Origin of the sequence: Kocuria sp. SL71, assembly GCF_026672465.1 — a bacterium.
Taxonomy (GTDB): Bacteria; Actinomycetota; Actinomycetes; order Actinomycetales; family Micrococcaceae; genus Kocuria; species Kocuria palustris.
On record NZ_JAPPRE010000001.1, the window covers coordinates 2,531,974 to 2,554,562 of the forward strand.

The following is a 22,589-nucleotide window of genomic DNA, read 5'->3' on the forward strand; positions in this document are numbered from 1 at the left end:
CTGCGGGCTCAGCTGCGATCGAGCAGGATCACGTCCAGCTGACGCGGGCCGTGCACGCCCTCGACGCGCTCCAGCTCGATGTCCGAGGTCGCGGAGGGCCCCGAGATCATGGTGATCGGGCGGTCCGGGCCGATCCGCTCGAAGGCCTCGGGGATCAGCTCGACCACCGTGTCCAGCCCGACGATGCACACGTGGTGATCGGGCACCAGGCTCAGCGCGCGGCGGCCTTCATCGGGGGCGGAGGTGAGGAAGATCGTGCCGGTCTCGGCGCACGAGACGGTCGAGGAGCTGACCAGCGCATCGATCTGGGCGAGTCCCCGCGCCGTCAGGGGAGCGCCGTCCGGGCCTTCGTCGCGGACCCGGTTCAGGGACTGCGGCAGCCAGGACTCCTCCAGGCCCTCCGGCACGAGCACGGAGCTCTCGCCCAGCAGCTCGGCCAGGCGCCCCGGCAGGGAGGACAGGTCCTCCCGGTGGACCTCGGCCTTGTAGTCGATCAGCCGGTCCTCGAGCATGTCGACGATCTGCTCCCGGGTGAGCTCGGAGCGGCGGCGGTAGCCCCGCGGGATCGGCGGAGCCGCGGGGGAGTCGGCGATCGAGGCCCGGATGCGGGCCAGGATCTCCGTGCGTGCCTCGGACTGCGATGCGGCGCTCATGCCTGCTCCTGGTTCCGGTCGGTGCTGCGGCGGTCGATGCCGAAGGTCAGATCGGCGGGGTCGCCCACGGTGCGCTCGCTGAGCTGGCTGCCCACGACATCGCCCTCCTGGGGGCGCGGCGGGCGGGCGTCGCCGGAGCGGCGGGCGCGCACGGCCTGGGCGGTCGAGCCCCAGGCGGCGCCGTCCTCGGTGCGCCCGGCCAGGGAGGGGCCCTCGACGGGGCGGGGCTGCGGGGCGGAGGCCGGGGCGCTGTCGCCCAGATCCGCGCGCCGACGCTGCTGCGCATCCTCCTCGTTGTCCTGCCACCAGCTGCGGAAGGACTCGCGCGGCATCACGGGGATGTCGCGCTGCTGCGTCCAGCCGCCCAGCACGCCGGGCATCCAGCTCAGCCCGCCCATGGGCCTGACGGCGGCCCGCCCCAGGGGCAGGGCCTTCTCCGCCAGGCGCATCCGGGTGCCCGAGGACATCGCCAGGCCGGCGGCGCGCATGAGCATGTCCATCTGCGAGGGCATGGCCCCCTGCGTCCGGGCCACGGCCCGGCGCAGGAAGGCCCCGGCCGAGCCGGCCGAGCCCGCCTGGGGGGTCTCGGGCATGGCGTGGCGCTGGCTGGCCTCGGGATTGTGCGCGTGCTGATCCAGCACGAGCGCCTCGTAGCGCTCGGCCGTCTCCCGCTGCGTCTTCTCCTCCCGGCGGCGCTCGCCGTGCTTGGTGCGCACGTCCTCGTCGCGCAGGTGGACCAGGATCGACGGGATGTCGATCTTCACGGGGCACACCTCGTAGCAGCGCCCGCACAGCGACGACGCGTACGGCAGCGAGTCGTTCTCCGCGGCGGCCACGCCCGTGAGCTGCGGGGAGAGGATCGCTCCGATGGGCCCGGGGTAGACGGAGCCGTAGGCGTGGCCGCCCGCGTGCTCGTAGACCGGGCAGACGTTGAGGCAGGCGGAGCAGCGGATGCAGCGCAGGGCGTCGCGGCCCGCCGGGTCCGACAGCACGGCCGAGCGCCCGTTGTCCATCAGGATCAGGTGGAACTCCTGCGGCCCGTCGCCCTCGGTCACCCCGGTCCACATGGAGGTGTAGGGGTTCATGCGCTCGCCGGTCGAGGAGCGCGGCAGCAGCTGGGTGAAGACCTCGAGGTCGGAGAACCGCGGCAGCAGCTTCTCGACGCCCATGACGGTGATCAGGGTCTCCGGCAGGGTCAGGCACATGCGCCCGTTGCCCTCGGACTCCACCACCGTGAGGGTGCCGGACTCGGCGATGCCGAAGTTCGCCCCGGAGATCGCCACGGTGGAGTCCAGGAACTTCTCGCGCAGGTAGCGCCGGGAGGCCTCGGCCAGCACGGCGGGCTCGTCGGTCAGCTCGCGGGTCAGCCCGGGCATCTTCCGGGAGAAGATCTCGCGGATCTGGTCGCGGTTCTTGTGGATGGCCGGGACCAGGATGTGCGACGGCTTGTCCTCGCCGAGCTGCACGATCAGCTCCGCCAGGTCGGTCTCGATCGCGCGGATGCCCTCGGAGTCCAGGTGCTCGTTGAGGCCCATCTCCTGGGTGGCCATCGACTTGACCTTGATGACCTCGTCGACGCCCTTGGCCCGCACGAGGTCGGTGACGATGCGATTGGCCTCCTCGGCGTCGCGGGCCCAGTGCACGATGCCGCCGCGGGCGGTCACGTTGGCCTCGAACTGCTCGAGCAGCTCGGGCATGCGCGCGGCGACCTCCTGCTTGACGGCCGCGCCGGCGTCGCGCAGCTCCTCCCAGTCCGGCAGCTCCCCGACGACGCGGTTGCGCTTGGCGCGGATGGTGTGGGTCGCGTGGCCGATGTTGGCGCGCATCTGCTCATCGCGCAGCTCGTCGCGCGCGTGGGCGGGGAAGGGGGACTCCTCGTAGAGGTTGCCCACTCCGTAGGCGGGCGGCATGGACGGCATGCCGAGCTGGACGGCGGTCATCGTGCGGCTCCTTCAGCGGTCTCGACGGCGGAGGCCTCGGCGCGCGGGCCGATCGACGCCGTGCCCTGCGGGATCGAAAGCTCGGCGATGTCGTCGAGCTCGAGGGGTTCTGGCGGGTGGAGGCCAGGATCTCGGCCAGGTGGACGGTGCGCACCGGCGTCCTGCGGCGGTGCGCGGCTCCCGACAGGTGCAGCAGGCACGAGGCGTCGCCGCCGGCGCACAGCTCGGTGTCCGTGCGCTCGATGCTGCGCAGCTTGGCCTCGGCCATGGCGCCGGAGACATCCGGGTTCTTGAAGGAGAACGTGCCGCCGAAGCCGCAGCACTCGTAGGCGTCGGGCAGCTCGACCAGCTCGAGGTCCTGGACGGAGGAGAGCAGCCGGGTCGGTCGATCGCCCAGTCCGAGCAGGCGCAGGCCGTGGCACGACGGGTGGTAGGTGATCCGGTGCGGGAACCACGATCCGAGCTGGGCGCCGGCATCCGTGACACCGAGGACGTCGGTCAGCAGCTCGGAGAGCTCGTAGGTCCGGCCGGCGACCTCCTCGGCGCGCTGGGCCAGGGCCTCGTCGCCGCACTCCCGGGCGATCATCGGCTGCTGGTGGCCCAGGGAGGCCACGCAGGAGCCGGACGGGGCGACCGCGACGTCGTAGTCGGCGGCGGTGAACGCCTCGACGTGGTTGCGCACGACGGGCAGCGCGCCGTCGATGTAGCCGCTGTTGACGTGCATCTGGGAGCAGCAGCCCTGCCCCGGCGGGAAGATCACCTCGTGGCCGAGGCGCTCCAGCACGCGGACGGTGGCCAGCGCGACCTTGGGGTACATCGCATCGACGATGCAGGTGGCGAACAGTGCGATCCTCATGGGCCCTCCCGGATGCTCTTCTCCTGACGCGACCGCGATGTGATGCGCATCATGTACAGTCTCGTCAGGATCGTGTGGTCAGACCATACCTGAAACGTGACTCCCGTCGCACCGGAGACCGCTGTCGATCCCGTCAGTCCCCTCCTTCCTCTCACTCTCCGGAGGTCCTCGTGGACACCTACACAGCTCAGGTGGACGCCGTCGGCGGCAGTCTCGGCCTCTCTGCCCTCGTCGGTCTGGTCCCGCTCGTCGTCTTCTTCATCTGCCTGGTCGGGCTCAAGCGCAGCGCCTGGCTCTCGGGCCTGATCGCCCTGGCCTCGGCGCTGCTGGCCGCCGTGCTCGGCTTCGGCATGCCCGCCGGCCTGGCGCTGCTGACGGCCACCCAGGGAGCGGCCTTCGGCCTGTTCCCGATCGTATGGATCGTCGTGATGGCACTGTGGTTCTACCAGGTGACCGTCGCGGCCGGGCGGTTCGAGGACATGCGCTCGATCTTCGACTCGATCGGCGGCGGCGACGTCCGCATCCAGGCGATCCTCATCGCCTTCTGCTTCGGCGGCCTCCTCGAGGCGCTCGCTGGCTTCGGCGCCCCCGTGGCCATCACGGCCACCATGATCATGGCGATCGGGCTCAAGCCGCTGAAGACCGCCACCGTCGTGCTGATCGCCAACACCGCCCCGGTCGCCTTCGGCGCCGTGGCCATCCCGATCACCACCGCCGGGCGCCTGACCGGCATCGACGCCGCGCACATCGGCGCGATCGTCGGGCACCAGGCCCCGTTCTTCGCGCTCGTGGTCCCCATGTTCCTGCTGCTGATGATCGACGGCATGCGCGGCGTGCGCGATGCCTGGCCGGCGGCCCTGGTCATCGGCGGCTCGTTCGCCGTGGCCCAGTGGTGGACCTCCGTGCACTTCTCCTATGAGCTCACCGACGTCGTCGCCGCCCTCGTGGGCCTGGCCGCAGCTGTCGTGCTGCTGCGCTTCTGGCGCCCCCGCGGTGCCCTGGAGGCCAAGGACCGCCTGGGCATCGAGCACACGGACTCCGTCTCCGAGCTGACCCCGGCCCGTGTGTGGATGGCCGTGCTGCCCTATGTCCTGGTGGTCGTGGTCTTCGGCATCGCCAAGCTGTGGACCACAGGGGTCGACATCCCCGCCGCCCTGGCCGCGACCGACGTCAAGATCCCCTGGCCGGGGCTGGACGGCCATCTGGTCAACGCCGCCGGAGAGCCGATCGCTGCGACGGTCTACTCCTTCCAGTGGCTGTCCTCGCCGGGCACCCTGCTGCTGATCACCGGGCTGCTCGTCACGGTGATCTACTCCGTGTTCACGCACGGCGGCCGCTTCCCCATGACGATCGGCAAGGGGCTGCGGGAGATCGCGGCCTGCATGTACAAGATGCGGTTCTCCGCGCTGACGATCGTCTCTGTGCTGGCCCTGGCCTACGTCATGAACTTCTCCGGGCAGACCCTGGCGATCGGCACGTTCGTGGCCGGGCTGGGCGCGGCCTTCGCGTTCTTCTCCCCGGTGCTCGGCTGGGTCGGCACCGCAGTGACCGGGTCGGACACCTCGGCCAATGCGCTGTTCTCCAACCTCCAGCAGACGGCCGCCGAGGGCGCCGGGCTGGATCCCGCGCTCATGGTCGCCTCGAACACGACCGGCGGCGTGGTCGGCAAGATGATCTCGCCTCAGTCCCTGGCCATCGCCGCCACCGCGGTGAGCATGCCGGGCAAGGAGTCGGAGATCTTCAAGAAGGTGCTTCCCTGGTCCGTGGGCATGCTGCTGGCGCTGTGCCTGCTGGTCTTCCTGCAGTCCAACGTCCTGGCCTGGATGCTGCCGGTCCAGTGACGGACGCGCAGGCTCGGCTGCGAGCACTCGCCCCGGGGGCGCATCGCCCCCGGGGCGCCGCGCACTCGGTGGTCCTCGAATGGGTCGAGGGCCGGCTGCGCGAGGGCGAGCTCTCGGTGGGCGACAAGCTGCCGGCCGAGAGGGCCCTGGCGGAGCTTTTCGAGATCTCGCGGGCCTCCGTGCGCGAGGGCATCCGCGTGCTCGATGCCCTCGGCCTGGTCTCCAGCGAGGTGGGCTCGGGGCCCCGGTCCGGGGCCACTGTCGTGTCCGAGCCGTCGCACGCCCTGGCCTGGGCCCTGCGGATGCACGTGGCCACGCAGGCGCTGCCCATGGCCGACATCGTCGACATGCGCGTCCTGCTGGAGACCCAGTCCATGCAAAGTGCGGGCAGGTCCGACCCTGCGGTGCGCGATGAGATCTGCGGCCGAGCGCGGCAGATCCTGCAGCGCATGGACGAAGGCGTGTCCGAGGAGCTCTTCCACGCCCTCGACGCGGAGTTCCACGTGACCCTCGGCGAGCTGTCCGGCAACGTCGTGATGGTGACCATGCTGACATCGCTGCGCACGGCAGTGGTCGGCTATGTGGCCGAGGGTGTGGCACGGATCGAGGACTGGCCGAAGCTGCGGCGTCGGCTGCAGGCGCAGCACTGGGAGATCCTCGAGGCCGCCACCCGCGGCGATCATGCGGCCGCGGCCGAGCTGCTGCGCGAGCACATCCTCGACTTCCAGGCGGCGGTCGCCTCCTGAGCGCTGCGCGGACATCGCCCCAGGTGAATGCGGGGTGAACGTCCGAGGGAGGAAATGTGGGCCGTCGTCTTCCTCCAGGTCATCACCATGGTGTGAGCTGGGAGATGTCCGCCTCGGGGCCGCTGATCCGCAGCGAACGCCCCCAACGACGACATCGAGGAGACCACCACCATGCGTCGCACTTCCGTCCTGACCGCCTCTGCCCTCCTGATCGGCCTGGGAGCCGCCTCCGCCGCTCCGGCCATGGCCGCCCCGGCCCCGACCGAGACCGGCCGCACGGTCACCACCACCTCGAGCGAGCGCTTCTACTCCGAGCGCACCACCACCCAGGGCGACTACAAGTTCTCGGACGTCTACTCGGACAGCTTCTCCGAGCGCAAGGTCGAGTCGCAGTACGAGCGCACCGGCGCCGATCCGCTGCGCACCAAGAACGTCCAGTCCGAGTCCAAGGCTGAGTCCTGGAACGAGATCACGGAGCAGGACGCCGACAACTACTACAACACCTACTTCGGCGACCGCGTGACCGAGCGTCACGCCGAGCGCTACTCCGAGGACGCCAAGGGGTACTCCTCGGACCTCTTCGACTCCTCGTTCGGCTACTCGTGGGATGAGACCACCGAGGGCTACGCCGACAGCCCCGAGGGCCAGAACGTGGACTTCTGGGAGAACGAGTGGGACGAGTCCACCGAGGACTCCTCCTGGGGCACCTGGTGAGCTCTGGCAGCTGACCGGCGGTGATCCGACCGTGACCTCACGGTGATCTGCCGCTGGATCACGACACTGCTCAACTGTGGCGGGTCTCATGCGAAAGCCCCGCATCGATCTCGGCATACCCCATCTGACCTGGGGTGACGCTGGAAGATGCGGGGCCTTCGTTGTGCCCGAGGCGGGCTGCGAGGGGTGGTTGTGGATGCCGTCACGTTATTTTCCCGTGACAAACCGTGACCTGTTCGTTACTGTTCTTCTCGTGCCGCTCGGACGGGCGGCGCTCCCGGGCGGATCGCCGCATCCTGCTGCCGCCCGGTGAAGATCCCGAAACGGACCTGGCAGGAACGGGGGACCCACTTCCCGGCTCGCGAGAACATGCGGGCCTCGGGGTGAAGCCGAGGCTGTCCACCCATTCCGAGCCTCGGCCGGATCCGTCGGATCCGCACCCGACAGCTCACCCCGTAGGCACACTGGAGGAAAAGCCATGCAGAACATCACCATCGCCGCCCGTCGCACCGGTCTCGGCCTCGCGGTCGCCGGCTTCGCCGCCGCCGCCACCATCGCTCCGGCATCCGCCGCTGCGCCGACCATCACCGGCGTCCAGCCCGCCTCCTCGGTCGGTTTCGACGCCAGCGCCGCTTCCGCCGCCGGCTGGAACTACTCTTGGGCCATCGACGCCTCCGGCAACACCACCTACACCTACGGCAGCGGCTCGACCGCCACCTCGTCGGCTCCGGCGGCCTCGTCGGCTCCGGCCGCCTCCTCGGCCTCCGCCGACTCGAACGACGTCTCGACCCAGTCGGTCGGCTCGTCCGCCTCGAGCTCGGCCTCGGCTTCGACCTCGGGCATCACCGGCACCGCCATGTCCTACCAGGGCGCCGGCTACGTCTATGGCGGCGACACCCCGTCCGGCTGGGACTGCTCCGGCTTCGTCCAGTACGTCTACGCCCAGAACGGCATCGACCTGCCCCGCACCGCGGCTGCGCAGGGCGCTGCCGGGACCCCGACCTCCAACCCGCAGCCGGGCGACCTGGTCATCCAGAACGGCGGCTCGCACGTCGGAATCTACCTGGGCAACGGCCAGATGATCTCGGCCCTGAACCCGAGCCAGGGCACCCAGGTGCACGCCGTCTCGGCCATGTCGACCGATTACTACGCCTCCTTCTGAGCCGCACAGCGACTCTGATCGAGCAGCCTCTCGGAGAGAGGGCTGAGTGATCGCACCGCCCGTGGGCGGCGGACCTTCCGGGTCCGCCGCCCACGGGCGTCTGCGCACACGCGCAGCGCCCGCACCCGCCCAGCTGTCCGACGACGGCGCCCGTGCGGCGCTGCGCACAGATGCTCCCGTACCCGTGACACGACCCCTTACACTGAATCCCATGCCTTCAGACACCACCTGGGGCGCCCCCGATACCCACCGGGCCATGAGCTCGGATGATGCGGAGTATCGAAGTAGCGCTTCCGCCGCCGGGCACTCGCCCCGCTGCCTGTCCCGTCCTGATCGAGCCTCGAACGACCTCTGGGCGGTGAGGCGCAGGTGAGCCCCCTCGTCGCAGCCCTCGTCCTGCTGGTCGTCCTCCTGCTGCTGGTGCTCGGCAACGCGCTGTTCGTCGCGGTCGAGTTCTCCTACCTGACGATCAACCGCAACGAGATCCGCGCCCGGATCCAGGCCGGCGACCGCAAGGCCGAAGCACTGGACAGGGCTCTGAGCCGGACGTCCACGAACCTCTCCGGCGCGCAGCTCGGCATCACGGTCACGAGCCTGATCGCCGGCTACCTCACGGCCCCGTCGGTGGGCGTGCTGCTGAGCTCGCTGTTCGGCATCACCGGTCTGCCCGAGCATGTCGTCGCCTTCGCCGGCACCACGGGTGCGTTCATCATCGTCACGTTCGTGCAGATGGTCTTCGGCGAGCTGGTCCCCAAGAACTGGGCCATCGCCGAGCCCTCGAAGGTCGCGGACCTCGTGGTCCGCCCGCAGAACGTCTTCATGTTCGTCTTCGGCTGGCTGGTGAGCCTGCTCAACGCCTCGGCCAACCAGATCCTGCGCTGGCTGGGCTTCGACCCCCGCGAGGAGGTCGCCAACGCCCGCAGCTCCCAGGAGCTGGCCGCCGTCGTCTCCCGCTCCGGGGAGGAGGGCACGCTCGATGCCGCCACGGCGGAGCTCGTGGCCCGCTCGATCGAGTTCGGCCACCGCACGGCCGCGGATGTGATGACGCCGCGCCCGCGCGTGAACTTCGTCGAGGAGGAGACCGTGGCCGAGCTGCTCGAGCTCGCCGCCTCCACAGGCCACTCCCGATTCCCGGTGATGGGCGAGTCCGTGGACGACATCGTGGGCGTCGTGCACTTCAAGCACGCGCTGGCGGTGCCCTTTGACCAGCGCCGCACGACCGCCGCTCGGGAGATCGCCCACCCCGTGGAGGCCGTGTCCGAATCCATGACGCTGGATCCGCTGATGCGCGAGCTGCGTCAGCCCGGCCTGCAGATGGCGATCGTGGTCGACGAGTACGGCGGCACCGCCGGGATCGTGACGCTCGAGGACCTGATCGAGGAGATCGTCGGCGAGATCGACGACGAGCAGGACACCACCCTGGCCAAGTACCGCAGGCGCCGCGACGGCTCGATCGTCGTCGCCGGCCTGCTGCGCCCGGACGAGCTCGGCGACATCGTCAAGCTCGACGTCCCCGAGGGCGAGGAGACCGACACCATCGGCGGACTGATCGCCGAGATGCTTGATCGCATGCCCGAGGTCGGGGACCAGGTCCAGCTCGAGTGCACCGATCGCGAGCACAAGGACGAGGACGACCTCCCCATCAAGGCGCGGCTCTCGCTCAAGGTGGCCAAGATGGATCAGTACCGGGTCGAGCGCGTGGTCGTGGTCCGGCTCGCCCAGGAGCCCGAGGACGACGACGACCCCGATGAGGAGCCCGTCCGCTACGAGACGGTCGAGGAGGACGGCATGGCCGAGAACCAGGACGCCGGCCTCGACACCGCGCTCAAGGACGGGGGTGAGCGCTGATGGACGGCTTCGGTGCGATTCTCATCCTGATCCTGCTGCTGCTCGGCAACGCCTACTTCGTGGGCGCCGAGTTCGCCATGGTCTCGGCCCGCCGTGATCAGCTCGAGCCGCGCGCCGCCGACGGCTCCCGCGGCGCCCGCATGGCGCTGAAGGGCATCGAGGACGTCTCCACGTCCCTGGCCGCGACCCAGCTCGGCATCACCGCCTGCTCGCTGCTCATCGGCTCCGTCGGCGAGCCCGCGATCGCGGCCATGATCGAGCCGGTGTTCGAGGCCGTCGGCGTGCCCGAGTTCCTGATCCACCCGATCGCCCTGGTGATCGCGCTGGTCATCGTGACCTTCCTGCACATGGTGATCGGCGAGATGGTCCCCAAGAACATCTCGATTGCTCAGCCGGCGGCTTCGGCGCTGCTGCTGGGGCCCGTGCTGCGGGTCTTCGTGATCGTGCTGCGTCCGTTCATCTGGCTGATGAACGAGACCGCCAACCTGGTGGTGCGCCATGTGCTGCGCGCCGTGCCCAAGGACGAGGTCTCCTCCACCTTCACCTCCGTGGAGGTGGCCGGCTTCGTGGAGGAGTCCGGCCGCGAGGGCCTGCTGGATCCCGACGAGATCAGGCTGCTGACCGGAGCGCTGGAGTTCGAACGGCTCACCGCCTCGGACGTGGCGATCCCCTTCGATCAGATCCGCACCGTGTCCGTCGACGCCACTCCGGCGCAGATCGAGCAGCTGTGCGTGGAGACGGGCTTCTCCCGCTTCCCCGTGGTGGGCAGCGACGGCAGCCTGGAGGGCTACATCCACACCAAGGACATCCTGGCGGTGCCCGCTGAGGCGCGCGATGAGGTCTTCGACGCCTCGATCGTGCACTCGCTGGGCCGGGTGCCAGAGGACGCCAAGCTGCAGGCCGTCATGCGCCGTATGCAGGCCACGCAGGCGCACCTGGCGCTCGTGGAGTCGAGCGGGGACGGCGGCCAGAACCAGCGGGCGATCGTGGCGCTCGAGGACGTCCTCGAGGAGCTCGTGGGCGAGGTCCGCGACGCCACCACGCCGGAGACCGCCTGATCCTTCTCTGCCCAGTCCGGGCGGGGCCGGGGAGGTCCCCAGCGAGCGGCCGGGAGCTGTCAGCTCCCGGCCGTCTGCATGCCCGCGTGGGCCATGGCGTCCAGGGCGCTGAAGCCGCACTCGGCGCTGGGGGCGTCCTCGAGCAGGACCACCATCTCCAGATCGGTGCCCTGCACTGTGGCGTATCCGGCCGTGCCCGCGCTCCAGAGCCCGGAGTCGTCGTCGGCGATCCAGCCGTTCTTCACGTGCACGTCGTCGGCGGCCGGGTCCTCCAGCGGCAGAGCGAGGGAGCCGACGCCGAAGTCCTTGGACTCGTCCGGCGTCTGCCGCCCGGGGGCGGGCACGGCCATGAGCTCGGTGACGGTGCTGACGTCGTCCCCGTCCAGCCCCTCGGGCGGGTCCTGCAGGGCGGCGAGCAGCCTGAGCTGGTCGTCGACGGAGGTGGGATTCAGCCCCGGCAAGTCGGTCTCGGCTCCGTTGTCCATGCCGAGGAGGTCGTCCATCTCCTGCAGCGCCGCCTGCTGCTCGAGCGGGGTCGCGCCGAGCCCGCCGTAGAGCTGGGAGGCGGCGTCGTTGTCGCTGTAGACCAGGGCGGTATCGATCAGGGCGAGGTCCTGTTCCGTGGGCTCCTGGCCGGATTCACGCAGAGTCGTCAGATAGGCGAGGGCCACGGGGACCTTCGAAAGGCTCGCCGAGGGATACGTGCGCTCCCCGCCCGCGGTGGTGTTCTCGCCGCCGGACACCCGGACGCCCATGCTCGCCGTCAGGTCCAGATCCTTCTCGGCGCCGTCCACGGCTGCCTGGAGGACGTCGCGGTCCGAGGCACCGGGGGCTGCGTCCAGCCATGCGAGCTCAGGGGTCTGCCGGCCCTCTGCGGTGCCGTCGGCCAGGCAGGTGCTGGTCAGATCGGTGCGCAGCTGCTCCGAGCGCTCTGTCGGCTCGCCGGAGCGCGCGGGGGCCTCGCCGGAGGCCGCGCCGGACTCCTCATCGGAGCCGCACCCGGCCAGGAGCCCGACGAGCAGCGGGACCGTGAGGGCCAGTGTCAGGTGCCTGCGGGACATGCGGGGCCTTTCGGGGAGTCGTGCTGTGCACGTTCGGGATCCGGTGCTCGCGACCGAGGATACGGGTGCCGCCTGGCAGTGGGGTGATGTCCCGCTGAATCCACTCCATCGCATCCAGGCAGCTGCCGCGACCGTCGCGCCGGAGGTTACGCCGCCCCTCAAGAGGGGCCGGGATCCATAGGATGGCCGGGTGCGCTACTCGTTCCGCCCTCCGATCCACCGCCCGGGAGACGTCCGACAGCCATGGTTCAACCGCGCCGGCCTGGTGCTGGGTCTCGGGGCGTCCTGGGTGTCCCTGTCCCCGTCGCTCGTGCCCCGGACCTGGTGGATGACCGCTGCCTCGGTGGCCACGAACCAGCTGGGCGGCTACGCCCTGGGAGTCGGCCTGCACAACCTCGGGCTGCGGCTGGGCGAGCGCCCCACACCGGGCATCCGGCGTGCGGCCGCCGACTTCCGCAGCCGCACGGATCCCGCCCGACGCCGTGGGCGGCTGCACCCCCTGACGGCGGCGCTGATCGGCGGGGCGTCGGCGGTCACCGCGGCGGCTCTGGCTCGCTCGGCGGGGGCGCAGCGGCGGACCTCCGAGCTCGTCGAGACCCGCGACGGCGGCCCGCGAGCCCATGTGATCGGCTACGCCGTGGGCACGTCGTGGTGGCTCGGGGGCGTGGCCTTCGGCTGGGTCATGCACTGGATCCGCTCCACGGTCGCAGGCGGCGTGCGCTTCATCTCCCGGGATCTCGTGGGCCCGGGCCTGGCCTCGGTCGCCGGCCTCGGTGCGGTGGCGCTGACCAACCGCCTGCTGATCGCGCAGATCGCCCGGCGCATGGTTCGCCGCGCAACGATCGCCAATCGCCGCTGGGCCGACGGCCGCCGTCGTCCCGCGGAGCCCGAGCGCTCGGGCGGGCCGGGCTCGAGCGAGTCCTATGACGTCCTGGGCACGCACGGACAGGCCTTCGTGGCCGACGGGCCTCGGGCGGCGGATCTCGAGCGCCTGCGGCTCAGCCCGCAGACCGCTGCCGGGCAGCACCGGGAGCCGATCCGTGTCTTCGCCGGCAAGATCGCCCATGACAGCCTCGAGGACGCCGCCGATGCCGTGGTGGCCGAGCTGCACCGCACCGGAGCGTTCGAGCGCGGCGTGCTCGTGCTGCTCACCGGCACGGGGACGGGCTGGATCCAGGACTGGACCCCGGCGAGCGTCGAGTACCTGACCGGCGGCGACTGCGCGAGCGCCACCCTGCAGTACTCATTCGCGCCGTCGGGACTCGCCTTCGTGGTGGATCGGCAGGGTGCCCGACGCGCCGGCCGCGTCCTCTTCGAGCGCGTGCGCCGGGAGCTCGACAGCCTCCCTGCCCAGCAGCGGCGGCCCCGGCTGTTCGCGGCGGGGGAGTCGCTCGGGGCCTATGGCGGGCACGGCGCCTTCGCCAGCATCCACGAGATGCTGTCGTCGGTCGATGGCGCCGTGTGGTCCGGCACGCCGCGGGCCACTCGGCTGTGGTCGCGGATCGTGGCGGATCGGGACGAGGGCAGCACCGAGATCCTGCCCGTGTACCGCAGCGGGGCGCACGTGCGCTTCGCGAATCGGCCCCAGGACCTCGATCTGGATCCCTCGGGAGCCCCGTACGGACCGTGGCGGCGTCCGCGGATCGCCTACCTGCAGCATGCCTCAGATCCCGTGGTGTGGTGGTCCCCGGCGCTGATCTGGCGGCGGTTCGACTGGATCGAGGAGCTGCGCCGTCGCCCCGCCCCCGACGTCATCACGACGCTGCGCTGGCTGCCCTGGGTGACGTTCTGGCAGATCACCACCGACATGCCGCGCTCGATAGAGATCCCCGGCGGCCACGGGCACAGCTACCACGGCGAGCAGGTCCGAGCGTGGGCATGGGTGCTGGGCATCGAGCTCAGTGCGGCCCAGGAGCAGGCCGTCATCGCCAGGATCGCCTCGCGCGTGCGCCCGCACTGAGCGGGCGGCTCAGGGCAGCAGGTCGGTGTACTTCCGGATGGCAGGGGGCAGCCGCAGAGCGCGCTGATCGGCGGCGCCCACGAGCTTGAGCATGGGACCGGCCGGCACGTGATCGCGCCAGTGGCGCTCGATCGCCTCGGTGTAGAAGTCCACCAGGGCCTCCGTCGAGGCCCTCCAGGAGTGCTTGAGCGCCTCGTCGCGGGCGGCCTGGGCCATCCGCGCACGGCGCTGCGGGTCCTCGAGCAGACCCCGCAGCGCCTCGGTGAGCTGGTCGGCGTTCCCGGGCTCCACCAGGTGCCCGGTCACTCCCTCGTCGATCACGAAGGGGATGCCGCCGGCACGCGCGCCGACCACGGGGACGCCGGAGGCGAAGGCCTCCAGGGCCACCAGGCCGAGGGTCTCGGAGCGCGACGGGAAGGCGAAGACGTCCGCGGAGGCGTAGGCCTGGGCGAGCTCGAGACCGGACATGTACCCGGTGAACACGGTGTTCGTCCCGGCGAACTGCTCCTGCAGCGCCTCCTTGTGCGGTCCGGAGCCCACGATCGCCAAGCGCGCCCGGGGCAGGCGGCGGATCGGCTCGAGCAGCTCGTCGAGGTTCTTCTCCTTGGAGACGCGCCCCACGTAGACGATCAGCGGGGCCTCGGGGTGCCCGTCGCTGAGCCGCTCGCGCATGGCGCGGTCCGCGTTCTCGGGCGTGTAGGCCACGGTGTCGACGCCCTTGGGCCACAGGTCGACATCCTGGATGCCGACCGTCCGGGCCCGTTCCACCATGGGACCGGAGGTGCACAGGTTCAGCTCGGCCTGGTTGTGCAGCCACCGGATCCACGACTCCGACGGGTGCCGCAGCAGGTTCAGGCCCAGGGCCTCCGTGTAGTGCGGGACGTCCGTGTGGAACGAGGCCAGCAGCGGCAGGTTGCGCCGGCGAGCCGAGAGCACGCCGTAGGCCGAGAGCCACACCGGGTTCACGGCGTGGACGATGTCCGGTTCGAACTCGGCCATCCGGGTCGCGATGCGCCCGGTGGGCAGGCCCACCCTGATCTCGGGGTACCAGGGCTTGAACGACAGCGAGCGGACGCTGTGCACGCGGTGCCCGGCGTACTGCGTCGGCGGGTGCCCCGGAGCGAAGACCTCGACCTCGTGGCCGAGCTGCTCCAGCTGCTCCATGGTCCGCATGATGCGGGTGACGACGCCGTCGATCTTCGGCAGGAAGACCTCGGTGAACAGCGCGATGCGCAAGCTGCTCAGCTGCCCTGCGACTCGTGGGCCACGGAAGCCGGGACACCGGCCCGGGTGCGCCGGTTCCACAGCGAGCGCGCGGGGATCTTGGAGAGGTCCGCACGGTGGGCGTAGCGCTTGGCGGTCTCCTCGACCTCGTGCAGCAGGCCCTCGGACAGGGTGGTCGGCTGCAGGCCGAGTTCCAGGAAGGTGTCGTTGGTGACGTGCAGCTCGTTCTCCGCCGACTCCTGGCGCGGGTTCGGCACCATCTCCACGGCGGCCCCGGAGATGCGGGCGATCAGCTCGGCCAGGTCGCGGACGCGGTGCGTCTCGGTCATCTGGTTGAGGATCTTGACGCGCTCGCCGGGGGCCGGGGAGTTCTCGAGGGCCAGCTCGACGCAGCGCACCATGTCCTGGACGTGGATGAACGCGCGGGTCTGCCCGCCGGTGCCGTGGACCGTCAGCGGGTAGCCCACCGCCGCCTGCATGAGGAAGCGGTTGAGCACCGTGCCGTAGTCGCCGTCGTAGTCGAAGCGGTTGATCAGCCGCTCGTCGCGCTGGGTCTCGGCGGTCGTGGTGCCCCAGATGATGCCCTGGTGCAGGTCGGTGATCCGCAGCTGGTCGTTCTTGGCGTAGAACGCGAAGAGCAGCTGATCCAGCGACTTGGTCATGTGGTAGATCGAGCCCGGGTTGGTCGGGTACAGGATCTGCTGCTGGATCGGCTCCTGCTCCTCGTGCGGGATCTCTACATCCAGGTAGCCCTCGGGGATCTTCATCCCGGCGGTGCCGTAGCCGTAGACGCCCATGGTGCCCAGGTGGACCACGTGGACGTCGCGCTCGGACTCGACGATCGCCGCGAGCAGGTTGTGCGTGGCCGACACGTTGTTGTCCACGGTGTAGCGCTTGGTGCGCGAGCTCTTCATGGAGTACGGCGCCGCGCGCTGCTCGGCGAAGTGCACGACGGCGTCCGGCTGGTCCTCGCTGATCAGCTGCAGCAGGCCCTCGTAGTCCTCGGCGACATCGAGGTGGCGGTGCTCGATGACCTTGCCGGAGACCTCGGTCCAGGCGCGCAGGCGCTCGACGAGCGGGCGGATCGGGGTCAGCGACTGCGCGCCGAGCTCGTCGTCGATCCGACGGCGCGACATGTTGTCCACGGTGATGACGTCGTGACCTCTCTCCGAGAGGTGCAGGGCGGCAGGCCAGCCGCAGAATCCGTCGCCGCCGAGGATCGCAATCTTCACGTCATCTCCGTTTCCGTGCGCCTCTCGGCGCGGGGATCGGAAGGATCACGACGCCGAGCCGAGCGGGCTGGTGCTGTAGAAGGTCGTCGTCCACCCTGCAACCCCGGAATGAACCGACGGTGAACGAGCGGCATGCGAGGGCTGGTGCGCCCGAGCTGCCCGCGGGAGGGGACCTCCTGATTGTGTCATCTGCCTCCGACGGGTGCGCAGAGCGACGGCTCCGGCGCGGGCCGGATCAGGCCGGAAGCCGGCTCTCTCGGAGGCTCAGGGTCTTCTCCGCTCGGGCGGCCGGTGCGGGCTCCGGGCCCAGGAGCTGCTGGCGGACCTCTTCCGTGGGCAGGGACTCGCCTGGGGCGATGAACACCGAGGCCAGGTCCTGGACGTCGCACGGGGTCAGGCCCTTGGAGGTGGGCTCCCAGCCCTCCGGGATGAGGTGGCGCTGCTGCGTGCCGCACTTCTGGCAGAAGTACTCGACGCGTCCGCCGGAGCGGACCGCGCAGCGCAGCACGCGGCCCATGATCCGGCGCAGCCCCGGGACGCGGCTGCGCTTGCGGGTGGAGGGCAGGAAGACCCGGAACTTGAGGTAGAGATCGGTGGTGCACTCATGGCACATGGGGGAGCGGGGCGTCTTGTGGTGCTGGGGAGATCCCAGCCGGCCCAGTCTGGTGCTCGTGACAGTCACTGCTGCTCCTGCGCTGATCGTCGGAATTGCGGGGGAAGGGTCTCCGACGTCATCGTGGTGCGACCCGAGTCCAGACTAGGCGATCCGCTGTGCCGCGTACAGACCCACCGGGGGAAGCGGAGCTGTCTCTCAGCCCTGCCACAGCGCGGATCCAGGCCGATTCATGCCCGATCCGCCATATCTAAATGACTCTTGGGTAACCGTAACAGCGGAGGCCTTCCTGCAGAAGGCCGCGGGGCGATCCGATGCCCCTGACCTGCGGAAGAAGACGCTCTGACGTCACAATCGCGCTGCTGCGCTCCCGGGCACCCGCCGCGCCCCCTGCGATGCCGCCGCCGTGTGACGATCGGAGACGTGACGAAGCTGAGCACCTCCCGCGGCCGGCGCGCTGCGCAGACCATCCCTGCGCAGCGCGATCTCGCGCTGGATGCTGCTCGGGTCGCCTGCCTGATCGCCGTGGTCGTGCTCCACATCCTGCTGGTCACGCTCACGACGGATCCGAGCACGGGCGCGCTGCGCAGCGTCATGGCACCCACGGAGGCCTCCTGGTACGCCCCGGTGTCATGGCTCGTGCAGGTCATGCCGCTGTTCTTCGTGGTGGGAGGGTGCGCCTCGGCGATCTCGTGGTCGCGCCAGTCGGCGGAGGGCGTCCGCGGGCCGGCCTGGGTGCGCGCCCGGCTGCTGCGCCTGGTCGTGCCGGCGAGCGCTGTGTGGGTCGCCCTGGCGCTGGCCGGCGCCCTCGCGACGCTCGTGGGGATGCCCGCCGACTGGGCCTCGATGGCGCTTCAGGGGCTCGGGATGCACCTGTGGTTCGTGGGCGCCTACACCGCGTGCCTGGTCGGTGTGCCGCTGCTGCACGGGCTGCACGATCGCCGGCCCGTCCTCACCCTGGCTGCGCTGGTGGGGCTCAGCGCTGCGATCGAGGTGCTGCGCATCGCCGCGGAGCAGCCGTGGTGGGGCCTGCTCGGCTTCGCCCCGGTCTGGCTGGCGATCCATCAGATCGGCTTCTTCCGCCACGACGGATCCTTCGCTCGTGCCTCGGCAGGAAGACTGCTCGGGATCACGGCCCTGTCGGTCCTGGTGATGCTCTGCCTGACGAGCCTGCCCTGGTGGGGTGCGGACGGACTGTCGGCCCTGAACCCGCCCACGCTGTGCATGATCGCCCTCGGCGCGGCTCAGGCCTGCGTCCTGCAGCTGTGCTCGCCGGCTCTCGAGCGGCTCATGCGATGGCGTCCCGCGCAGGCCGTCGCCTGGGTCGTCGGCTCGCGGGCCACGACCCTGTACCTGTGGCACCTGCCGGTGATCGTGGCCGTGATGGCGGTGTGGTGGCTGCTCGGCGGCCCGGATCCGGTGCCCGGCTCGGCGCAGTGGTGGCTGTGGCGCCTGCCGATCGGGCTGCTGTGCTGGGCGATGGTCCTGCTGGTCGTGCGTCCGCTGGGCGTCCTGGAGGCCGTGGCGGGGCGGATCGTCGCCCGCGAGCCCGAACCGGAGGGGCCCGCAGCCGGAGGATCGCCCTCGGGTGAGCGGCCCTCGAGCGCGCCCCGAGCCGACGGATCCGCGCCGCTGCGAGCTTCGAGTCCCGATCGCTCCTCATCGCCGGACGGACGGGCGTGGGTCCGCATCCTCGCAGCGGCCGTCCTCGTCTTCTCCGCAGCCGTGCTGGAGGTCCGCTTCCTGCTCGGCATCCCGCTGGCCCTCGGCGGCGCGGCGGCCATGGTCGCGGCGGTCCTGCTGCTGGTCCCGCCCGCACGGAGGTCCTGACGGCTCGATCGGTGGGGTGCTAGTATCGGACCGGCTTCACGAGACACAGCTGCCAAGCTCCGACTTGGCTGTGCACCAACCCCATGTTCAAGGGTGGTTCGGATGACGAAGCGGCCTGCACCTGACGCAGCGCACGAACAAGCTCCGGCGGGACGTGCAGGTCAAGAGCACCCCGTCACGGAAGACACCTCTCATGACGTCCTCGCCCTGCGACGAGCTCAAGAGCTCGACCTCGCTGGCCACACGCCAGATCCACGCCGGCCGGACAGGATCCGATCCGGGCGCCCCTGCCGCCCCCGTCCAGGCCACGCTGCCGGTGCCGATCTACCAGTCCTCGGCCTTCGAGTTCCCGGACCACGCGGCTGCCGCCGCCATGTTCGCCCAGACCACCCCGGGCTTCACCTACTCCCGCACGGGCAACCCCACGGTCGCCGTCCTGGAGCAGAAGGTCGCCGATCTCGAGGGCGGAGTGGGGGCCGTGGCCATGGGCTCGGGGCAGTCCGCCGTCGCCGCGGCCCTGCTCGCGCTGATCAGCACGGGCCCCGGCAAGCACCTGGTGGTCTCGGAGAAGATCTACGGCGGCACCGTCGACCTGCTCGGTGACACGCTGGCCGATCTCGGCGCGACCGTCACCTACGTCGATCCCGCTGACCCCTCGGCCTGGTCGGAGGCGATCACGGAGGACACTCGGGGCTTCTTCCTCGAGTCCATCGGCAACCCGCTGGCCACGCTGGCGGATCTGGACGCGATCTCCCGCATCGCCCATGAGCGGGGGATCCCGGTGATCGTCGACTCGACCCTGGCCACGCCGATCCTGTACCGGCCCTTCGAGCACGGGGCGGACATCGTGGTGCATTCGGCCACCAAGTTCTTCGGCGGGCACGGGACGTCGCTGGCCGGCGTCGTGATCGACTCCGGTCGATTCGACTGGGAGGCCGAGGCCGATCGCTGGCCGCAGTTCACCGAGCCGCGAGCGCGCTGGGGCGGGATCAGCCTGTGCGAGAAGCTGCGCGGCGGCTCGCCGTTCCTGCATCTGTGCCGGGCCAAGTTCGTGCACGACCTGGGTCTGACGCTCTCGCCGTTCAACGCCTCCCAGATCATCCAGGGCCTCGAGACGCTGGACCTGCGCATGCGCCGCCACTCGGACAGCGCCGCTCGCATCGCCGAGTTCCTGAGCACGCATCCGGCGGTGCGCTGCGTGCACCACCCCCTGATCGAGGGCTCCGCCGATCGGGAGATCGCCGAGCGCGACTTCCCCCAGGGCGTCGGGTCGGTCTTCGGCTTCGAGCTGGAGTGCTCGGATGCCGCAGTGGCCGGATTCGTCGACTCCCTGCGGCTTTTCAAGCTGGTGGCCAACATCGGCGACGTCCGCTCGCTGATCAACCATCCCGCGGCCATGACCCACTGCCGTCTCTCGGAGGAGCAGCGACTGGCCGGCGGGATCAGCTGGCAGACCCTGCGGCTGTCGATCGGGCTGGAGGCGGTCGACGACCTGATCGCCGATCTGCAGTCCTCGCTCGATGAGCTGCTGCGCGTCGAGGCCGCGCGCGGCGCTGAGATCCCGGCCGCAGAAGGTGCCCCGGGATCGTCGACGGACGGCGCCCCGGTGCGCTCCGAGGACGAGCCGAGCGGCGCGCGCCGCGACCAGCGCCAGGAGGTGCAGGCATGAGCGGGTTCACCACGCGCGCCGTCCACGCCGGCCAGGAGCCGGACCGGCTGACCGGTGCGGTCATCCCGCCGATCTACCAGACCTCCACCTTCGTCCAGGACGGCATCAACGTCCTGCGCGACGGCCACGAGTACTCCCGCGGCTCCAATCCCACCCGCAATGCCTTCGAGGAGCAGCTGTGCGCGCTCGAGGGCGGGCAGCGGGCCTTCGCGTTCGCCTCCGGGATCGCGGCGGAGGATGCGCTGCTGCGCTCGGTGCTGCGCCCCGGAGACCATGTGGTCCTGGGCGCCGACGGCTACGGGGGCACCAACCGGCTCATCACCAGGGTCTTGGCTCCCTGGCAGATCCGGCACACGCCGGTGGACGTCACCTCGCTCGATGCGGTCCGCGGGGCTGTGGAGGCGGGCACCCGGGTGATCTGGGTCGAGACCCCCACGAATCCGCTGCTGGGCATCGCCGATCTGACGGGCATCGCCCAGATCGCCCAGGATGCCGGGGCGCTGCTGATCGTGGACAGCACCTTCGCCTCGCCGTACCTTCAGCGTCCGCTGGAGTTCGGCGCCGACGTCGTCGTGCACTCCACCACCAAGTACATCGGCGGGCACTCGGACGTGCTGGGCGGGGCGGTCGTCGTCTCGGACCGGGCCTGGGAGGTCGAGGCCGTGGGCGGCTTCTCGCCCGGAGGAACGCTGGCCGAGCTCGTGGGCTTCCAGCAGTTCGCCGGCGGGGCGGTCGCCGGGCCCCAGGACTGCTTCCTGGCCGCGCGCGGGCTGAAGACCCTGTCGCTGCGCATGCAGCGCCATCAGGAGACCGCAGGCCGGATCGCCGAGTGGCTCATCGGGCGCCCAGAGGTGGCGCAGGTGCTCTACCCCGGACTGCCCGAGCACCCCGGCCACGAGCTGGCCGCACGGCAGATGGACGGCTTCGGTGGCATGGTCTCCTTCCGCGTGCACGGCGGAGAGGCTGCGGCCCGGCGCTTCGCGGAGTCCACGAAGATGTACAAGCTCTCGGTCTCCCTCGGCGGGGTCGAATCGCTGATCTGCTGGCCCTCCGAGATGACGCACGGATCCGTGGCCGGCACGCCGCTGGCGGTGCCGGTGGATCTGGTCCGGCTCTCCGTCGGGATCGAGGACCTCGACGACCACCTCGAGGACCTGGAGCGTGCCTTCGGAGCCTGACGGGCGCTGCGCTCGCCCGGCTCGGCGACTGACAGGCGGCGCGCTCATCCGGCACTGCGGCTGACGCGGCGGCCTCCCCGGCTCCGGCAGAGCCCTGCGATCGCCGTCACCTGACGGCGCTCGCAGGGCTCTGCCTACACTGGGGGCAGCAGCCTCGTCGCGTTCGGCTCGGCCGTCGCGCGGGTCCCCATGCAAGCGCCATATGAAGGAGCCTTCATGAGCTCGCAGGATCCCCAGAACCCGGCCTCCGGATCGGACGGCCGCAACGCCCCGGGCGGACAGCAGCACGAGGCCCCCTCGTTCGGGCAGGGCGGCGACCGCCAGCAGTCCGGGCAGCCGTCGTGGGGCCCGAACCAGAGCCAGCCGGGCAGCCAGCCCTCCGGGGACCCCGGCGCGCAGCAGGGCTACGGGCAGCCGGGCTACAGCTTCCCCGGAGCCGGGCAGCAGCGCCAGCATCCGGGCTACGGAGGCCAGGGCGCCTACGACCAGCCGCAGGGCGGCGGACAGCAGTACACGGCCCAGGGCAACTACGGGCAGGCCACCTTCCAGCAGGGCGGCCAGCCGCTGAGCCCCTCGGACGCCCGGACCTGGGCGCTGATCTCCCACATCGCAGCTCCGGTGCTGTTCCTGTTCTCGGCCGGCTGGATCGGATTCGCAGCACCGCTGATCATCTGGTTCATCTTCAAGGACCGCGACCCGCTGGTGCGCAATGCCTCCGCGGGCGCCTTCAACTTCAACGTCATCGTGTTCGCGCTCAACGTCGTGATCTGGATCCTGGCCATTCCCACCCTCGGCCTGGCCCTCTTCCTGCTTCCCGTCCTGGGCATCCTGTCGATCGTGTTCGCCGTCCTCGGCGCCATGCAGGCGAACAAGGGCCTGGCGTACAAGTACCCCATGCAGATCCCGATCCTCAGCTGAGACCGGATCCTCCGGCACCCGTCGTGCACGGCGGCCGGAATTCCACGACGACGGCCGGGCCCTCCGCTGCGGAGGGCCCGGCCGTT

At 70.8% G+C, this 22,589-nt stretch carries 17 protein-coding genes, 1 pseudogene and 2 riboswitches; of the genes and pseudogenes, 11 read left to right on the forward strand and 7 right to left on the reverse strand.

The window, feature by feature from the left end:
- Positions 1-8: 8 nt before the first annotated feature.
- The 3 genes and pseudogenes from OVA15_RS11515 to OVA15_RS11525 form a co-directional block, all read right to left on the reverse strand.
- Complete coding sequence (locus OVA15_RS11515; RefSeq protein WP_006215647.1) at positions 9-653, reverse strand: LutC/YkgG family protein; 645 nt, start codon at positions 651-653, stop codon at positions 9-11.
- The gene (locus tag OVA15_RS11520; protein ID WP_206390406.1) at positions 650-2,593 is read right to left on the reverse strand and encodes a LutB/LldF family L-lactate oxidation iron-sulfur protein; all 1,944 of its coding nucleotides are present in this window, start codon (positions 2,591-2,593) and stop codon (positions 650-652) included. The genes OVA15_RS11515 and OVA15_RS11520 overlap by 4 nt, the downstream gene beginning before the upstream one ends.
- Positions 2,590-3,449: pseudogene (locus OVA15_RS11525) on the reverse strand ((Fe-S)-binding protein). The gene OVA15_RS11520 and the pseudogene OVA15_RS11525 overlap by 4 nt, the downstream one beginning before the upstream one ends.
- 170 nt (positions 3,450-3,619) lie before the next feature.
- Here OVA15_RS11525 and OVA15_RS11530 point away from each other — a divergent pair.
- From OVA15_RS11530 to OVA15_RS11555, 6 genes are all read left to right on the forward strand, one after another.
- Positions 3,620-5,290, forward strand: a complete 1,671-nt coding sequence (locus OVA15_RS11530; RefSeq protein ID WP_268145098.1) for an L-lactate permease — start codon at positions 3,620-3,622, stop codon at positions 5,288-5,290.
- A 68-nt stretch (positions 5,291-5,358) separates the two neighbouring features.
- The gene (locus tag OVA15_RS11535) at positions 5,359-6,036 is read left to right on the forward strand and encodes a FadR/GntR family transcriptional regulator (protein WP_082331060.1); all 678 of its coding nucleotides are present in this window, start codon (positions 5,359-5,361) and stop codon (positions 6,034-6,036) included.
- Between the two features lie 171 nt (positions 6,037-6,207).
- The gene (locus OVA15_RS11540; protein WP_053446740.1) at positions 6,208-6,750 is read left to right on the forward strand and encodes a hypothetical protein; all 543 of its coding nucleotides are present in this window, start codon (positions 6,208-6,210) and stop codon (positions 6,748-6,750) included.
- Between the two features lie 306 nt (positions 6,751-7,056).
- Positions 7,057-7,227, forward strand: a riboswitch (cyclic di-AMP (ydaO/yuaA leader).
- Between the two features lies 1 nt (position 7,228).
- On the forward strand, positions 7,229-7,912 hold the full coding sequence (locus OVA15_RS11545; RefSeq protein WP_268145101.1) for a C40 family peptidase: 684 nt from the start codon (positions 7,229-7,231) through the stop codon (positions 7,910-7,912).
- 369 nt (positions 7,913-8,281) lie between these two features.
- Positions 8,282-9,760, forward strand: coding sequence for a hemolysin family protein (locus OVA15_RS11550; protein ID WP_268145103.1), 1,479 nt, complete (start codon positions 8,282-8,284; stop codon positions 9,758-9,760).
- The gene (locus tag OVA15_RS11555) at positions 9,760-10,818 is read left to right on the forward strand and encodes a hemolysin family protein (RefSeq protein ID WP_268145105.1); all 1,059 of its coding nucleotides are present in this window, start codon (positions 9,760-9,762) and stop codon (positions 10,816-10,818) included. Before OVA15_RS11550 ends, OVA15_RS11555 begins: the two co-directional genes overlap by 1 nt.
- Positions 10,819-10,877: 59 nt before the next feature.
- Here the strand turns inward: OVA15_RS11555 and OVA15_RS11560 are convergent, their stop codons facing one another.
- Positions 10,878-11,879, reverse strand: a complete 1,002-nt coding sequence (locus tag OVA15_RS11560) for a hypothetical protein (protein WP_268145107.1) — start codon at positions 11,877-11,879, stop codon at positions 10,878-10,880.
- A 190-nt stretch (positions 11,880-12,069) separates the two neighbouring features.
- On the opposite strand from OVA15_RS11560, the gene OVA15_RS11565 reads away from it, so the two are divergent.
- Entirely contained in the window at positions 12,070-13,839 is a 1,770-nt protein-coding gene (locus OVA15_RS11565) for an alpha/beta-hydrolase family protein (protein ID WP_053446744.1), read from the forward strand.
- Positions 13,840-13,848: 9 nt separating this feature from the next.
- On the opposite strand, the gene OVA15_RS11570 is transcribed toward OVA15_RS11565, so the two are convergent.
- The 3 genes from OVA15_RS11570 to OVA15_RS11580 form a co-directional block, all read right to left on the reverse strand.
- On the reverse strand, positions 13,849-15,075 hold the full coding sequence (locus OVA15_RS11570; RefSeq protein ID WP_268145109.1) for a glycosyltransferase family 4 protein: 1,227 nt from the start codon (positions 15,073-15,075) through the stop codon (positions 13,849-13,851).
- Positions 15,076-15,080: 5 nt separating this feature from the next.
- Positions 15,081-16,295, reverse strand: coding sequence for an NAD-dependent epimerase/dehydratase family protein (locus OVA15_RS11575; protein ID WP_006215757.1), 1,215 nt, complete (start codon positions 16,293-16,295; stop codon positions 15,081-15,083).
- Between the two features lie 235 nt (positions 16,296-16,530).
- A complete protein-coding gene (locus OVA15_RS11580) occupies positions 16,531-16,977 on the reverse strand; it encodes a hypothetical protein (protein ID WP_053446746.1) in 447 nt (148 codons plus the stop codon).
- Between the two features lie 354 nt (positions 16,978-17,331).
- Here OVA15_RS11580 and OVA15_RS11585 point away from each other — a divergent pair, with 354 nt between their 5' ends.
- The 4 genes from OVA15_RS11585 (at position 17,332) to OVA15_RS11600 (ending at position 22,503) form a co-directional block, all read left to right on the forward strand.
- A complete protein-coding gene (locus OVA15_RS11585; protein WP_268145112.1) occupies positions 17,332-18,738 on the forward strand; it encodes an acyltransferase family protein in 1,407 nt (468 codons plus the stop codon).
- Positions 18,739-18,772: 34 nt separating this feature from the next.
- Positions 18,773-18,882, forward strand: a riboswitch (SAM riboswitch).
- A gap of 49 nt (positions 18,883-18,931) precedes the next feature.
- A complete protein-coding gene (locus tag OVA15_RS11590; protein WP_268145114.1) occupies positions 18,932-20,407 on the forward strand; it encodes an O-acetylhomoserine aminocarboxypropyltransferase/cysteine synthase family protein in 1,476 nt (491 codons plus the stop codon).
- A complete protein-coding gene (locus OVA15_RS11595) occupies positions 20,404-21,585 on the forward strand; it encodes a cystathionine gamma-synthase (protein WP_053446749.1) in 1,182 nt (393 codons plus the stop codon). The genes OVA15_RS11590 and OVA15_RS11595 overlap by 4 nt, the downstream gene beginning before the upstream one ends.
- Before the next feature lie 216 nt (positions 21,586-21,801).
- A complete protein-coding gene (locus OVA15_RS11600) occupies positions 21,802-22,503 on the forward strand; it encodes a DUF4870 domain-containing protein (RefSeq protein WP_006215762.1) in 702 nt (233 codons plus the stop codon).
- Positions 22,504-22,589 lie beyond the last annotated feature (86 nt).

Coding starts and splice junctions, on each gene's coding strand:
- OVA15_RS11600 (WP_006215762.1), top strand. CDS start 21,802: ATGAGCTCGCAGGATCCCCAGAACCCGGCCTCCGGATCGGACGGCCGC.
- OVA15_RS11520 (WP_206390406.1), bottom strand. CDS start 2,593: ATGACCGCCGTCCAGCTCGGCATGCCGTCCATGCCGCCCGCCTACGGA.
- OVA15_RS11540 (WP_053446740.1), top strand. CDS start 6,208: ATGCGTCGCACTTCCGTCCTGACCGCCTCTGCCCTCCTGATCGGCCTG.
- OVA15_RS11595 (WP_053446749.1), top strand. CDS start 20,404: ATGAGCGGGTTCACCACGCGCGCCGTCCACGCCGGCCAGGAGCCGGAC.
- OVA15_RS11515 (WP_006215647.1), bottom strand. CDS start 653: ATGAGCGCCGCATCGCAGTCCGAGGCACGCACGGAGATCCTGGCCCGC.
- OVA15_RS11545 (WP_268145101.1), top strand. CDS start 7,229: ATGCAGAACATCACCATCGCCGCCCGTCGCACCGGTCTCGGCCTCGCG.
- OVA15_RS11590 (WP_268145114.1), top strand. CDS start 18,932: ATGACGTCCTCGCCCTGCGACGAGCTCAAGAGCTCGACCTCGCTGGCC.
- OVA15_RS11555 (WP_268145105.1), top strand. CDS start 9,760: ATGGACGGCTTCGGTGCGATTCTCATCCTGATCCTGCTGCTGCTCGGC.
- OVA15_RS11560 (WP_268145107.1), bottom strand. CDS start 11,879: ATGTCCCGCAGGCACCTGACACTGGCCCTCACGGTCCCGCTGCTCGTC.